Source organism: Flavimaribacter sediminis, assembly GCF_019492055.1.
Lineage (GTDB): Bacteria > Pseudomonadota > Alphaproteobacteria > Rhizobiales > Rhizobiaceae > Flavimaribacter > Flavimaribacter sediminis.
The window spans coordinates 322,468-337,399 of sequence record NZ_JAICBX010000004.1 but is presented as its reverse complement, the minus strand read 5'-3'; the positions used below and the strand labels follow the sequence as shown (position 1 = coordinate 337,399).

At 58.7% G+C, this 14,932-nt stretch carries 11 protein-coding genes; all 11 read left to right on the top strand.

Annotated features, from left to right (window positions below; genetic code table 11):
• Positions 1–6 precede the first annotated feature (6 nt).
• The 11 genes from rplI to K1W69_RS20580 all read left to right on the top strand — a co-directional run bounded on the left by rplI (position 7) and on the right by K1W69_RS20580 (position 14,924).
• A complete protein-coding gene (gene rplI, locus K1W69_RS20630) occupies positions 7–648 on the top strand; it encodes a 50S ribosomal protein L9 (protein WP_220230330.1) in 642 nt (213 codons plus the stop codon).
• Positions 649–829: 181 nt separating this feature from the next.
• Complete coding sequence (locus K1W69_RS20625) at positions 830–2,104, top strand: cyclopropane fatty acid synthase (RefSeq protein ID WP_220230329.1); 1,275 nt, start codon at positions 830–832, stop codon at positions 2,102–2,104.
• A 336-nt stretch (positions 2,105–2,440) separates the two neighbouring features.
• Positions 2,441–3,964, top strand: coding sequence for a replicative DNA helicase (locus K1W69_RS20620; RefSeq protein WP_220230328.1), 1,524 nt, complete (start codon positions 2,441–2,443; stop codon positions 3,962–3,964).
• Positions 3,965–4,020: 56 nt separating this feature from the next.
• Positions 4,021–5,175 (top strand): alanine racemase, encoded by a 1,155-nt coding sequence (gene alr, locus K1W69_RS20615; RefSeq protein WP_220230594.1) that lies wholly within the window; start codon positions 4,021–4,023, stop codon positions 5,173–5,175.
• Positions 5,168–6,568, top strand: coding sequence for a DNA repair protein RadA (gene radA, locus K1W69_RS20610; protein WP_220230327.1), 1,401 nt, complete (start codon positions 5,168–5,170; stop codon positions 6,566–6,568). Before alr ends, radA begins: the two co-directional genes overlap by 8 nt.
• Before the next feature lie 79 nt (positions 6,569–6,647).
• Positions 6,648–7,220 carry a CvpA family protein gene (locus K1W69_RS20605; RefSeq protein WP_220230326.1) on the top strand — a complete coding sequence of 191 codons (573 nt, stop codon included), beginning with the start codon at positions 6,648–6,650 and terminating at the stop codon, positions 7,218–7,220.
• A complete protein-coding gene (gene purF / locus K1W69_RS20600) occupies positions 7,192–8,658 on the top strand; it encodes an amidophosphoribosyltransferase (RefSeq protein ID WP_220230325.1) in 1,467 nt (488 codons plus the stop codon). Before K1W69_RS20605 ends, purF begins: the two co-directional genes overlap by 29 nt.
• 6 nt (positions 8,659–8,664) lie before the next feature.
• A complete protein-coding gene (locus tag K1W69_RS20595) occupies positions 8,665–9,405 on the top strand; it encodes an SDR family NAD(P)-dependent oxidoreductase (protein ID WP_220230324.1) in 741 nt (246 codons plus the stop codon).
• Positions 9,406–9,715: 310 nt separating this feature from the next.
• Positions 9,716–10,264 carry a PadR family transcriptional regulator gene (locus K1W69_RS20590; protein WP_220230323.1) on the top strand — a complete coding sequence of 183 codons (549 nt, stop codon included), beginning with the start codon at positions 9,716–9,718 and terminating at the stop codon, positions 10,262–10,264.
• A 20-nt stretch (positions 10,265–10,284) separates the two neighbouring features.
• On the top strand, positions 10,285–11,415 hold the full coding sequence (locus K1W69_RS20585) for an efflux RND transporter periplasmic adaptor subunit (protein WP_220230322.1): 1,131 nt from the start codon (positions 10,285–10,287) through the stop codon (positions 11,413–11,415).
• Positions 11,412–14,924 (top strand): efflux RND transporter permease subunit, encoded by a 3,513-nt coding sequence (locus K1W69_RS20580; protein WP_220230321.1) that lies wholly within the window; start codon positions 11,412–11,414, stop codon positions 14,922–14,924. The genes K1W69_RS20585 and K1W69_RS20580 overlap by 4 nt, the downstream gene beginning before the upstream one ends.
• The last annotated feature ends 8 nt before the right edge of the window (positions 14,925–14,932 follow it).

The following is a 14,932-nucleotide window of genomic DNA, read 5'->3' as shown; positions in this document are numbered from 1 at the left end:
TATGCAATGGACGTCATTCTTCTCGAACGCGTGGCCAAGCTCGGCCAGATGGGCGACACCGTCAAGGTGCGCGACGGTTACGCCCGCAACTATCTCCTTCCGCAGGGAAAGGCGCTGCGCGCCAGCGAAGCCAACAAGGCTCGCTTCGAGGCCGAACGCGCGCAGCTCGAAGCCCGCAACCTCGAACGTCGCGGCGAAGCTCAGCAGGTCGCGGACAAACTTGAGGGCTCGTCCTTCATCGTTGTGCGCGCCGCCGGCGAAACCGGCCAGCTCTACGGCTCGGTCGCAGCCCGCGATGTTTTAGAAATCCTCGACAGCGAAGGTTTCAGCATCGGCCGCAACCAGGTCGAACTGCAGAACCCGATCAAGACCATCGGTCTGCACGACGTCATCATTTCGCTCCACGCTGAAGTCGAGGTGAAGATCGAACTGAACGTCGCTCGTTCCGCAGATGAAGCCGAAAGGCAGGCGAAAGGCGAAGACCTCACCTCCGCCGAAGCCATCTACGGTGTTGACGAGGAAGAAGACGTCAATGCAGAGGAACTCTTCGAGGAAGGCGTCGAATTCGAAGCCGCCGAATCCGAAGAACTTGGCGACGATGCTGCGGACGAAGCTGACGAAACCACAGAAGACGAAGAAAAGGCCTGAGGAAACTTCTCATGGCGACTATCTCGATGCCCGGTCAGTGACCGGGCATTTTTATGTTGTGGCATTCTTATCACAGCCTGACGCATGATACTGGATTATCAGATTTTTCATTGTTACAGTCACTACAAACAACGCCGAATTTCTTCGGGGACAGAGACTGACAAGCACGAGGCCTATTGTCGTGGACCGTTTTCTTGAGCGATTGATAAACAGACTGGTCAAATCGGGAAATTTGACCGTAACATTTGCAGGCGGAAGGACGAGCAAGTTTGGAGACGGCGCGGGACAGCCGGTTCATGTCCGCCTCAATTCCAAAAAAGCCGAACGCGAGATCCTTCTCGATCCATCACTCAAATTCGCTGAAGCCTTCATGGACGGCGATATCGACATGGTCGAGGGCGATATCTACGATTTCCTTGAAGTGATCTTCGAGAATGCCGGCTCCAACGCCACCACATCCTCGGCCTGGCTTAAAATTGTCGATGGCCTTCGCCGCGCTGTGTCTCATGTTGGAGACTGGAACACGCTCGGACGCTCAAGGGCCAATGTCCAACATCACTATGATCTGTCTGGCGAACTGTATGACCTGTTTCTCGACCCGGATCGCCAGTACTCCTGCGCCTACTACGAAAAACCGGATTTCGATCTGGCGGAGGCTCAGCTTGCCAAGAAAAAACACATCGCCGCAAAGCTCTATATGGAGCGCGGAAAGCTGTCGGTTCTTGATATCGGTTCCGGATGGGGCGGCATGGGACTTCACCTTGCCCGCGAATTCGACGCCCGTGTCACCGGGGTGACCCTGTCGGACGAGCAGTTCAACGTATCGAACCGCCGGGCGCGTGATGAAGGCCTCGCCGCGAAAGCCGAGTTCAAGCTGCTCGACTATCGCAAGATCGAACAGAAATTCGACCGAATCGTTTCGGTCGGCATGTTCGAACATGTCGGAAAGAAACATTACCAGACCTATTTCGACAAATGCGCCGAGATACTCGACGACGATGGCGTCATGCTGCTGCACACGATCGGTCAGACACATCCGCCCTCGCCGACCAACGCGTTCATCAAGAAATATATCTTCCCGGGCGGATATATTCCGTCCCTGTCGGAAATGCTGCCGGCCATCGAGCGGTCCGGTCTCGCAGTAACCGATGTCGAGATATTGAGGCTGCATTACGCCGAAACGCTCAAAGCCTGGCGCCACGCCTTCATGCAGAATCGCGACAAGGCGAAAGAACTGTACGACGAACGATTCTGCCGCATGTGGGAATTCTATCTCGCGTCGTCCGAATCAGGTTTTCGCCATCAGGACCTCGTTGTCTTCCAGATCCAGATGGCGAAGAAGGTCGATGCGCTTCCAATCGTACGCGATTACATTACCGAGATGGAGCATGCGCCAGCAAAGGCGAGCCCAGCGCCCTCTCCCGCCAAAATGAGACAGCCAGTGACCGCGAAATAGGCGCCCGCGAACTTCACTCATTTTTCAGTTCCTGACGGGCCTTATCCGCCGGCTTACGTTGCGTCTGCTGCACGAAAGACGAACAGGCTCAAGTTCGCGCATCTTCCCCGCCACATTTTGATTCCCTTTCGCCTGTCAAACAGAATCAGATATCAATTATATTTCCACACGAGGCTTGTGGACATCGAGCATGGCTGGACCATTTTTCGGTTTTCGCCTGATTTTGCGCCTATACCGGTCGCCCGTAAGGCAGACGATTTCCAGCGCGATCGCGGCGCGAAGAGCCGCCAGGTGAACGGGCCCGCAGACAAACGGGTTCAGTGAAGAAGGGATATTATGAGCGACCCGGCAAGACGCATCGACCAGAACGCCAATAACAACAACAGTATATACCGTGAGGCGCCTGGAAACATTGAGGCTGAACAGGCGCTGCTGGGCGCGATCCTCGTGAATAACGACGCCTATTACCGTGTCTCGGATTTCCTCAAGCCGATCCATCTGCATGAGCCGCTTCATCGCAAGATTTTCGAGGTGGCCGGCGAAATCATTCGTATGGGCAAGACGGCCAATCCAGTCACCATCAAGACATTCCTTCCCGCGGACGAGAAGGTCGGCGAAATGACGATCGCGCAATATCTCGCGCGTCTCGCCGCCGAAGCCGTCACCATCATCAATGCGGAAGACTATGGCCGCGCCATTTACGACCTGGCGCTGAGGCGCGCCCTGATCACGATCGGCGAGGACATGGTCAACATCGCCTTCGACGCGCCATTGGACATGCCGCCCCAGAGCCAGATCGAAGACGCCGAGCGCCGGCTTTTCGAACTCGCCGAGACTGGACGCTATGACGGCGGTTTTCAGAGTTTCAACGACGCCGTCGCGCTCGCAATCGACATGGCCGGCGCGGCCTATCAGCGCGATGGCGGGCTTTCGGGCATTTCCACCGGCATTCACACGCTCGATCGCAGGATGGGCGGCCTCCAGCAGTCCGACCTGATCATCCTGGCCGGGCGACCGGGCATGGGCAAGACTTCTCTTGCGACGAACATTGCGTACAATATCGCCAAAGCCTACAGGGCCGAAGTGCAAGCCGACGGTTCGTCGAAGGCCGTCAATGGCGGCGTCGTCGGCTTCTACTCACTGGAAATGTCGTCAGAACAGCTCGCGACCCGCATCATTTCCGAGCAGACGGAGATCCCCTCTTCCAAAATTCGCCGGGGCGAGATCACGGAAGCCGATTTTGAACTTCTCGTGGGCTGCTCCCAGGAGATGCAGAAGGTGCCGCTCTTCATCGACCAGACCGGCGGCATTTCGATCGCCCAGCTTGCGGCGCGCGCGCGTCGGCTGAAACGCCAGCGCGGTCTCGACCTGCTGGTCATCGACTATGTGCAGCTTATGACAGGCTCAAAGAAGTCAAACGACAATCGCGTCCAGGAAATCACCGAGATCACCACCGGGCTTAAGGCGCTTGCCAAGGAACTCGCGGTGCCGGTCATTGCCCTGTCGCAGCTGTCGCGTCAGGTGGAAAACCGAGACGACAAGCGCCCGCAGCTTTCCGACCTTCGCGAATCGGGTTCGATCGAACAGGACGCCGACGTGGTGCTTTTCGTCTATCGCGAGGAATATTACGTCAAGAACCAGGAACCGCGCCGAACGCCGGAAGAAGTCTCGGGCAACATCAAGACCGAGGAATATCTGCGCTGGGAAGAAAAGATGGCGAAGGTGCGCGGCACGGCCGACGTTATCGTCGCAAAACAGCGCCACGGCCCGACAGGCACGGTGTCACTCGGCTTCCAGGACGAGTTTACGCGCTTCTCCGACCTTGCAGACAGTTCCTATTCGCAATACAGCCATGAATAATATGAACAGACGGCGGATTGGCTGAACTATTGAAGGTTGACGAGATCGACGGCGCGATTGCGAGCGATGACGACTACGGGGCGCGACTGACTGTCGACCTTGATGCGCTCGTAGAGAACTGGCGGAGCTGCCGCGCAATGAGCGGCAACGCGCGTTGCGCGGCCGTCGTGAAGGCGGACGCTTACGGGCTCGGCGCCGTCCATGCAGTCGACGCTCTCTATGAAGCGGGCTGCAGGGATTTTTTCGTCGCGACAGCGCGCGAGGGCGCCGAATTGCGCCCACATGCGCCGGACGGCCGCATCTATGTCATGAACTGCATGCTGCCGGGCATCGAGACGATTTGCCGAACGGCCGAACTGGTTCCGGTTCTCGCATCAATGGAGCAGGTCGCCTGGTGGTCGGCGCATTGCATCGAGATGGACGATCATCCATGCGCCCTTCAAGTTGACACTGGCATGAACAGGTTGGGGGTAACCGTCGAGGAAGCGCTGGAGCTCGCAAACGACGTCGCGCGCCCGGCCGGTTTCGCGCCGGTGCTGGTAATGAGCCATCTCGCCAGCTCCGACGAACCGAACCATCCCCAGAACACAGATCAACTGGAGCGGTTCCGTCGGGTCGCGGACGCCTTTGACGGCGTTGAAGCAAGCCTTGCCGCATCCGCCGGCATCCTGCTCGGGCCGGACTTTCACTTTGATCTTACGCGCCCGGGCATCGCCCTTTATGGCGGTCGGGCGGCGAATCAGGGCGACACACCGCTCAGGATGGTCGCCGCCGCCGAAGCGCGCATCATGACTATCCGCCAGGCCCGCGCCGGCGAAACGGTCAGTTACGGCGCAACCGTGGAGCTTGCAAGGGACAGCCGTATCGCAGTGTGTTCCATCGGATATGCCGACGGCTATCTTCGCTCCGTCTCGGGGTCGGGCGTTCCTTTGCGCGATGTGATCGAAAATGGCGCCAGAGGATGGATCAACGGTCAGGCGGCGCCGGTTCTCGGACGCGTGACCATGGACATAACCGCCTTCGACGTCACCGACTTGCCTGCAGGCAGCGTTGCGGCCGGGGATTTCATCGAACTGTTCGGACCGAACATACCGGTAGACGAAGTAGCCGATGCGGCAGGCACCATTGGGTACGAGGTTCTGACGTCGCTCGGTAAGCGCTATTGCCGCCACTACATTCGGCCGCAATCGGGACCATCCGGCGATGGCTAAAGCCAGAGCACGCTTCGTCTGCCAGAATTGCGGCGCCGTTTACGGGCAATGGGCAGGTCGGTGCGACAATTGCGGCGAGTGGAACACGATCGTCGAAGACAACCCGACCGCCGGGGTCGGCGGGGGGCCGCAACGCAAGACCAGAAAGGGACGCCCTGTCGCTCTGACGCCGCTTTCCGGAGAGATCGAGGATGCGCCGCGCATTTCGAGCGACATTGCCGAACTCGATCGCGTGACCGGCGGTGGCTTTGTGCGCGGCTCGGCCATGCTCGTTGGCGGCGATCCGGGCATCGGCAAATCAACCCTGTTGATGCAGGCGGCGGCAGCCCTCTCCCGTAACGGCCACAGCGTCATCTATGTCTCCGGAGAAGAAGCAACAGCCCAGGTCCGGCTGCGCGCGCAGAGGCTCGGCGCAGCTGACAGCAATGTCATGCTGGCGGCCGAAACCAATGTCGAAGACATTCTCGCCACGCTCGATCAGAACAAGCGTCCGGATTTCGTGATCGTTGATTCCATACAGACGCTTTGGAGCGACTTCGCAGACTCTGCGCCGGGAACCGTAACGCAGGTGCGCACAGGCGCACAGGCAATGATCCGGTTCGCCAAACAGACCGGCGCCGCGGTCGTCCTTGTCGGACATGTCACCAAGGATGGCCAGATCGCCGGCCCGCGCGTTGTCGAACACATGGTCGACGGCGTCCTCTATTTCGAGGGTGACCGGGGTCACCACTACCGCATTCTGCGCACCGTGAAAAACCGCTTCGGGCCGACCGACGAGATCGGCGTTTTCGAGATGTCGGACGCAGGCCTGCGCGAGGTCGCCAACCCTTCCGAACTGTTTCTCGGAGAACGCAACGAAAAGGCTGCGGGCGCCGCGGTGTTCGCCGGAATGGAAGGCACGCGGCCGGTTCTGGTGGAAGTCCAGGCGCTGGTGTCGCCCTCGCCGCTTGGCACGCCGCGGCGCGCGGTGGTTGGTTGGGATTCGGCGCGCCTGGCGATGATACTCGCAGTCCTCGAGTCCCATTGCGGCGTGCGGCTCGGTCAACATGACGTCTATCTCAACGTCGCAGGCGGATATCGGATCACGGAACCGGCGGCGGATCTGGCGATCGCCGCGGCTTTGGTGTCTTCGCTTGCCGGGCTGGCCCTGCCGGCCGATTGCGTGTATTTCGGCGAAATCAGCCTTTCCGGGGCCGTGCGCCCGGTTGCACATACGCTGCAGCGACTCAAGGAAGCCGAAAAGCTCGGATTCACACAGGCTGTGCTGTCCGGAGGCTCCGCAGATCTGCCCGCAAGGCCTGACGGAGAATGGAGATTTGTTGAAAACCTGTCCGATCTGGTGGCGCGCATAGCCGGAACGGATATCCGGGATTTGCAAGACGTCGGGGAATAGAATAGTCAGAACCGGAAACGCCGGGTAAGAACCCTGCGCAGTTCCAGGCTTTTCGATTGCATCACGAGGTTCATCCAATATGCCGATTACCCTGCTGGACGGATTAGTGCTTGCCGTTACCCTGTTCTCGGCCGTGCTCGCCATGGTTCGAGGATTCTCGCGGGAAGTTCTCGCCGTCGTGTCATGGGCGGCTGCCGCCTTTGCCGCATACAAGTTTTATCCAACGCTTCTGCCGTTCGTGCAGCAATATGTTTCGAACGACGATGTGGCGTTGATAATTTCGGCCGCAGCCATATTTGTCGTGGTGCTGATCGTCGTCTCCGTTATCACGATGAAGATCGCCGATTTCATCATCGACAGCCGGATCGGCGCGCTCGACCGGACGCTGGGTTTCCTGTTCGGCGCGGCGCGTGGTATCCTGCTTGTGGCGGTCGCAATGCTGTTCTTTAACTGGCTCGTTGCACCTCCGCAGCAGCCGCAATGGGTTGCGGACGCCAAGTCGAAGCCGATGCTGGATTCGCTTGGGGATCAGCTTGTTAACCTGCTTCCCGAAGACGCCGATTCATCGATCATTGAACGGCTGCGCGGATCAGAAACGGGTTCCGACGATGAGGCTCGAATAAGTGACTCAGACGCACCAGACAACAACTGAAAACGAAGCTGACTGCTTCCGCGACGAGTGCGGCGTTTTCGGTATATACGGAAAGCCGGACGCCGCTGCGGTCGTGACGCTTGGACTGCACGCCCTGCAGCATCGGGGCCAGGAAGCAGCCGGCATTGTCTCGTTTGACGGAAAGCAATTTTCGGTCGAGCGCCATGTAGGCCTGATCGGCGACACCTTCACCAAACAGTCGGTCATGGACCGGCTTCCCGGAAGCCGCGCCATCGGCCATACCCGGTATTCGACAACCGGCGGCGAAGGTCTGCGCAACGTGCAGCCCTTATTCGCGGAATTCGCAGGCGGCGGTTTCGCCATCGCGCACAACGGCAATCTCACCAATGCATTGACGAAACAGCGCGAACTGCAGAAACGCGGCGCGATTTTTTCCTCGACATCCGATACCGAAACAGTGCTGCATCTGATAGCCGTGAGTGAACGGGATCGTCTCGTGGAGAAATTCATCGACGCCGTCACCCAGCTCGAAGGGGCGTTCTCCTTCGTTGGCCTGTCCGGCAAGAAGATGATCGGCGCGCGCGATCCGCTCGGAATCCGCCCTCTTGTGCTGGGCGATCTCGACGGCGCTTACATCCTTGCGTCAGAGACCTGCGCCCTCGACATTATCGGGGCTCGCATCGTCAGGGACATTCAGCCGGGCGAGGTCATCGTTATCACCGAGGAAGGCCCTCGCAGCTACTTTCCGTTCGAGAAGACAAACCCGCGCTTCTGCATATTCGAGTATGTCTACTTCGCCCGTCCGGATTCGACGATCGAGGGGCGCAACGTCTACGAGGTGCGCAAGAAAATCGGCCAGGAACTGGCCCGAGAGGCGCCGGTAAACGCTGACATGGTCGTACCTGTGCCGGATTCGGGCACGCCCGCGGCGATCGGCTTCTCCCAGGAAGCAGGGATACCTTTCGATCTCGGGATTATTCGCAACCATTACGTCGGACGGACCTTCATTCAGCCGCAGTCGGCGATCCGGCACATGGGCGTGAGGCTGAAGCACAATGCCAATCGATGGGCGATCAGGGACAAGCGTATCGTGCTGGTTGATGATTCCATAGTCAGGGGCACTACATCGCAAAAAATCGTCCAGATGGTGCGTGACGCAGGCGCCGCCGAGGTGCATATGCGCATTGCGTCGCCTCCCACATCCGCGTCTTGTTTCTATGGCGTCGACACGCCGGAGAAGTCGAAGCTGCTCGCCTCGCGCATGTCGATCGAGGAGATGCGCGATTTCATCCGCGTCGATTCCCTAGCGTTTCTGTCGATCAACGGCCTTTACCGCGCCGTCAACGAACCGCAACGCAACGATCAGTGCCCGCAATTCTGCGATGCGTGTTTTACGAGCGACTATCCCACGGCTTTGACCGATCAGGAACACACTGAGTCAACGCGCGTCCTCTCTTTGCTCGCCAATAACGGATAATCACCTATGACAGACCTGACGGGCCGGATCGCCCTGGTCACCGGCGCATCCCGGGGGATCGGATATTATACCGCGCTCGCGCTTGCCGACGCAGGCGCGCATGTCATCGCCGTCGCCCGCACCGTTGGAGGTCTGGAGGAGCTGGACGACGCAATTCGAGAACAGGGACGCGGCTCGGCGACGCTGGTGCCGCAGGATCTTCTTGACATGAAAGCGATCGACAAGCTGGGAGCAGCCATATTCGAACGCTGGGGCAAACTCGACATTCTGATCGCCAACGCCGCAGTCCTGGGCACGCTCTCTCCCGTTGGCCACTACGAAGCGCGCACTTTCGAAAAGACGATGAACACCAACGTCAACGCGACCTGGCGCGTGATCCGCACGGTCGATCCTTTGCTTGCGAAATCCGACGCCGGTCGCGCCGTTATCGTTTCGTCAGGAGCGGCGCACAGTTGCAGGCCCTTTCACGGTCTCTATGCGGCGAGCAAGGCCGCCGTGGAGGCGCTGGCGCGTTGCTGGGCGGCGGAGACGATCAACAGCCCGCTACGCGTGAATTGCGTCAATCCCGGTCCAACGCGCACCGCAATGCGGGCGCTCGCCATGCCAGGGGAAGATCCCATGACCCTGCCGCATCCGTCAGAAGTCGCAGGCAGCCTCGTTGCACTATGCGATCCTGAGTTGATCGAAACCGGCATGTTCTTTGATGTCCCCGAAGGACGCTTCAAGGCTTTTCAGGCGCCGAATTGAAGCAACCGCCTTTAAAAAAGGGCGCGTATTCAACTAATTTTGCGATGCAGCATCGGCGCCACGGGTGATTCGTAGCGCATATTTTGATTCATATGTTTCGATTAACCAATTGAATTTTCGCAACAAAGCCAAAGCTTCCCACTGCCAGACAGACACGATTTTGTGATACGATTTCGATTTCATGATTTTGCAAACGCAAAAACGAGCGAGTATATACTTGTTCGATATATATTGAGTCACTATATAGCCGCGAAGCATGCATCAGTTCTCGGTTTCCCGCCGCGAGCGTAAGTACCGGATCCGCCAATTAATGAACGTTCGCACCCTCTGCCTGGCCATACTGCACTTTTCCGAGGCCACCGGTTACGAGATCAAGAAGATGTCGACCGAAGAACATTTCTCCTTTTTCGTCGATGCAAGCTTTGGGTCGATCTATCCCGCCCTTTCCAGGCTGCAGGATGATGGATGCGTCACGGTGCGCGAGGAATTCGAGTCCGGAAAACCTTCGCGCAAGGTGTATTCGATCACCGAAAAGGGACGGCAGGAATTGCATGAATCGCTCCGTGTGCTGCCTCGACGCGACTCTTTTAAATCAGAATTTCTCCTGATGGCCATGTGCGCAGAAATTCTCGATCGCGAGACGATCGTCCGGGCGATCGACCGCCATATCCAGGATATGAAGCTTGAAATCGAAATGCTCGACCAGGTGCTGGAATGCTGCGACGAGACCTCGCCGGGCAAGACCTGGGTCGCCAAATTCGGGCGTCAGGTCAAGCAGCAGGCGCTCGAATACTTCATCAAACACCGTCACGAACTCGAAGCGCTGGTTCCCGACAATCAGGCGCAAGCCGCCGAATAGAGTATAATAGGACCGCAACCATGGCATTTCGCATCAAAGGTTCGCACATTACCGCGCTGATCATAGCCGGCGCAGTCATCGGCTGGATGTCGTCGGGCGAGATCGTTGTCGGCGGCCACGCTGACTCGCCTCACTCAGTCGCCCCGCCGGCCGAACGTCAGGAAAATCAGGACGAGTTGTTCAAGGTCCGCTTCGTCACCGTCGAGCCTGAGCAGCGGTTCGAGACATTGCTGCTGCACGGCCGCACCTCTGCAAAGTCGGTGATATCCGTGCGCGCGGAAACAAATGGCACACTGCAAGAACGCTTCGTCGAGAAGGGCGATATGGTCAAGGCCGGAGATCCGGTTTGCAGGCTCGATCCGGGCGTCAGGGACACTGACATCCTGCAGGCCGAGGCGGCGCTTGAACAGGCCAAATTCGACTATGAAGGCGCCTTGAAGCTGAAGGAAAAGGATTACATTTCGGATACGCGCGTCAAGGCGCTGAAGTACGCCATGGACAACGCCGCCGCCCGGCTTGCCTCTGCGAAGCACGAAATGTCGCATGTCGAGATTGAAGCGACGGCGTCCGGCATCGTCACCGACCCGATTGCCGAAATCGGCAGCCATCTTTCGAACGGCGATGTCTGCGTGACGCTGATTGACCCAGATCCGATGCTCTTTGTTGGACAGGTTTCCGAACGGCATGTCGGTGATATCGGCATCGGTTACGACGCGGAAGTGTCACTGATCACCGGAGAAAAAGTCGAAGGCAAGATAAGCTATGTCGCCCCTGCCGCAGACTCCGCGACCCGCACCTTCCTGACCGAAATCGAACTTCCTAACGGCGACGGCAAGCTGCGCGACGGCGTGACTGCCACAACGACGATCAAGCTCGAAGGTTCGGAGGCCTACAAGATCGCCGCGTCCTGGCTCACTCTCGACGATAAGGGCGTCCTTGGCGTGAGAACAGTGGACAGCGACAACGTCGTCGCCTTCAATCCGGTCAAGATCGTCGCACACACGCCTGAAACCATGTGGGTGACCGGGCTTGCGCCCGGAGTCCGCGTCATCACGCTCGGACAGGACTATGTGATCGCGGGTCAGACCGTGACGCCGGTTCCGGCCGAGATTGCCCGGCAGGTTCCAGCGAAGGCTAATGCTCGCTCATGACTTCTGCGCTCCAATCCATCATCACAAGGCCGAAGACGGTCCTGGCGCTCATGGTTTTCATGGTCGCGGCCGGCGTGATGTCCTACATTGGCATCCCGAAAGAGGCCAATCCGGACATTGACGTTCCCGTCTATTATGTCTCGATCACCCAGCGGGGTATTTCCCCGAATGACGCCGAGCGCCTGCTGGTGCGGCCAATGGAAACGACGCTACGCGGGCTCGACGGACTGAAGGAACTGACGGCGATTGCGTCCGAGGGACACGCCGGCATCGTGCTTGAGTTCAATGTTGAAACCGATGCAGACGAAGTGCTCGCCGACATCCGGGACAAGGTGGATCAGGCTCAGGCCGATCTGCCTGAAGAAGCAGATGAACCGACAATCACCGAAACAAACTTCGCACTGCAGCCGACGATTATCGTCACGCTGTCGGGCGACGTTCCCGAACGCACCCTGACCCATCTTGCGCGCCGCCTGAAGGACGAAATCGAAGCGGTTTCAACAGTTCGCGAAGCCGAGCTGAAGGGAGATCGGGAAGAGCTTCTCGAGGTCATTCTCGACCTCATGAAACTTGAATCCTACGACATCACCCAGGACGAGTTGCTCAACGCGCTTTCACAGAACAACCAGCTGGTTGCGGCGGGTTTCATCGACGACGGGAACGGCCGCTTCAACGTCAAGGTGCCCGGCCTCGTTGAGAACGCCGAGGATGTCTACAACATACCGATCAAGCAGAATGGCGAAGGCGTTGTGACGCTTGGCGAGGTCGGTGAAATCCGCCGAACCTTCACGGATCCCTCGATCTTCACACGTGTGAACGGCCAGCCGGCGATTTCAATCGAAGTCACCAAACGCATCGGCACCAATATTATCGAGAACAATGACGAAGTGCGCCGGGTCGTTGCGGAGTTTACCAAGGAGTGGCCGCAGTCGATTCACGTCAACTATCTGCTCGACCAGTCGAGCTTCATCTTTGAAGTGCTGGGATCGCTTCAATCATCCATCATGACCGCAATTTTGCTGGTCATGATCTGTGTAGTCGGCACACTTGGCCTGCGCTCCGGCCTCCTTGTGGGCCTCGCCATCCCCGGCTCCTTCATGCTCGCCTTCCTGATCCTCGCCAGCCTCGGCATGGTGGTCAACATGATGGTCATGTTCGGCATGGTTCTGACCGTTGGCATGCTGGTAGACGGCGCGATCGTCGTGACCGAATACGCCGACCGAAAGATCGCGGAAGGCATGGAGCCGGCCGCCGCCTATCAGCGGGCGTCGAAACTGATGTTCTGGCCTGTAGTGTCCTCTACCGCGACGACCCTCGCCGCCTTCCTGCCGCTGCTTCTGTGGCCCGGCGTTTCCGGGGAGTTCATGAGCTACCTGCCGCGCATGGTGATCATCGTTCTTACGGCGTCGCTTCTCACGGCCCTGGTCTTCCTGCCGGTTACCGGAACATTGTTCGCACAAATCGCGGCAGTGGTTTCCAGGAGGTCGAATGCGATCCTGGCCTTGTTCGTGGCCGCGATTGCCGGTCTATTTGCCTTTTTCGGTCCGCTTGCGTCATTGGGGCTACCCATACAGGCCGCAGGTTCAGCGTTGACGGCGGCGATCGCGCTGTTCCTCACTTACCGGATATCAAAATTCATCGCCAACCGGCGTCGTGAGCACGCCGTCTCTGAGGCAGACAACGTCGCGATGATGCTATCGTCGGATTCGAAGCTGGACATCGCCAAAGTGCCCGGCATCACAGGCGGCTATCTGCGCTTTCTGAATCTCGCTGTCGGATCGGTTGTTGGCAACATCGCGGTTATCGTGGTCATCATCGCCGCCACCATAGGCAGCTACATGTATTTCGGCGCCAACAACCAGGGCGTCGAATTCTTCGTTGATGAAGAACCGGATGTCGCGATCGTTCTGGTATCGGCACGCGGCAATCTCTCCGCCCGCGACATTCGAGACCTTGTCGCGGAGGTCGAGTACGAAGTGCTCAGGATCAACGGCATTGAAAACGTCGTGATGACCGCCACCGCCCCCGGCGGCGGCGGTAGCGGGGGCCCGCAGATAATCGGAGGAGTTCAGGACAAGCCTGCCGATGTCGTGGGCGAATTGCAGATTGAACTCGCAGACTATTGCTGCCGACGCAAGGCGGTCGACATCTTCGAGGACATTCGTCAGAGAACAGCTGATATCGCCGGCATCAAGGTGGAAGTGCGCAAGATCGAAGGCGGGCCGCCTACCGGCAAGGATGTTCGTCTGGAAGTGAAATCGACGGACTACGACACAATGGTGGAAACCGTTGGCCAGATTCGCGAGCAGTTCGACGCCATGGAGATGCTCACCGATCAGGAAGACGCCCGCCCGCTGCCGGGCATCGAGTGGGAAATTGATGTCGATCGCGAACTGGCCGGACGCTACAACGCCGGTATCGTACAGGTCGGATCGATGGTCCAACTCGTAACCAACGGCGTGCTGATAGGCTCCTATCGTCCAGACGATTCCCAGGACGAGGTCGACATTCGCGTGCGCCTGCCGGAAGAAGAACGCACCCTCGACCAGTTTGAGGTCTTGCGTCTGAGGACCGCCAACGGCCAGGTGCCCCTCGCGAACTTCATTACCATGGGCGCCCAGCACAAGGTTTCTTCGATCACCAGACGCGACGGACTTTACGCCATGGACGTCAAGGCCAATCTCGCAGAAGGCGTTATGGTCGACGGACGTCCTGCAACGGCCGACGACGCGGTCAAGGAAGTCCAGAAATGGCTTGATACGCAGACATTTCCGGAAAGCGTACAGCTGCGGTTCCGGGGCGCCGACGAGGAACAGCAGGAGGCAAGCGAATTTCTCGGCAAAGCCGCCATGGCCGCGCTGTTCATGATGTTCATCATCCTGTTGACCCAGTTCAATTCGTTCTACCAGACCATCCTGACGCTCTCGACGGTCATTCTGGCGGTCTCTGGCGTGCTGATTGGAATGGTGGTGACGTCACAGCCCTTCTCCATCATCATGACTGGCACAGGCATCGTAGCGCTCGCGGGCATAGTGGTGAACAACGCGATCGTCCTGATCGATACATTCAACCGAATGCGCGAGGAAGGCGTGACCGACACGCGGGAAGCCGCCCTCAAGACGGCCGCCCAGCGGCTTCGTCCAATCATGCTGACGACGATCACGACCATCCTCGGACTTGTGCCAATGGCGCTGCAGATCAACATGGACTTCTTCAGTCAGACGATCTCCGTCGGCGGCATCACCGCGATCTGGTGGGTCCAGCTTTCAACCGCGATCATCTTCGGCCTGGCCTTTTCAACCATGCTGACCTTGGTCATGATCCCTGCAATGCTGGCCATGCCCGACAATATCAGGCGACTGTGGGGTCGGATCACAGGCAATGCCTTCGTTCCGCAACCGGCCTATGCAGGCGTCGGAAGCGTGACCTCGGACGATGGGGATGTGCGACCGGACCGTCGTCCGCACAATGACGACATGCCGGCAAGACGGCCGGACGCGGCTGAGTAAGTCATAGA